We start from the raw sequence: 503 nt of genomic DNA, 5'->3' as shown, positions 1-503 counted from the left end.
ATATTCATCAGGCCATGGTTCCAGCAGTGCTAAATTCCGGCGGCGTTGGCGTAGAACTGCTGGTCTTCGCGCCACCCGCCCATTCCCATTCCGATGTCCTTGACGTCGGTGACGAATTCGATGCCCTGGATCCATTTGATCATTTTGTATCCGAGTTGAGTCTCAAGCCTGAGCCGCAGGGGTGCTCCGTGTTCGATGGGCAGTGGTGCCCCGTTCATCTCCAGGGCTAGGAGTGCTTGTGGCTGCGAAGCTAGGTATATAGGGATGGATGCGTAGTAGAAGCCGTACCGGCCTTCCCCTTCGGTCAGGCCTTTGTCGTCCATGCCGTAGAACACCACATGCTTGGCGTCGGGGTGGGGTTTGACTTTTTGCATGATGTCGGACAGGGGAATCCCTGCCCATTCAGCAATGGCTGTCCATCCTTGAATGCAGTTGTGCTTGGTGATCTGCCGTTGATCGCCGAGCTCCCGCAATTCCTGCAGCGAGAATGATATGGGTTCTGC

Annotated in this window: 1 protein-coding gene; it reads right to left on the bottom strand. The window is 55.9% G+C overall.

Annotated features, from left to right (window positions below):
- Positions 1-29 precede the first annotated feature (29 nt).
- Positions 30-503: molybdopterin-dependent oxidoreductase (locus AC1DKD_RS41965; RefSeq protein ID WP_477144830.1), on the bottom strand; the 474-nt coding region annotated here is incomplete at its 5' end.

Source organism: Cupriavidus sp. 05T313, assembly GCF_056396665.1.
The sequence above is the reverse complement of the archived record's forward strand: the minus strand, read 5'-3'. Positions and strand labels throughout refer to the sequence as shown.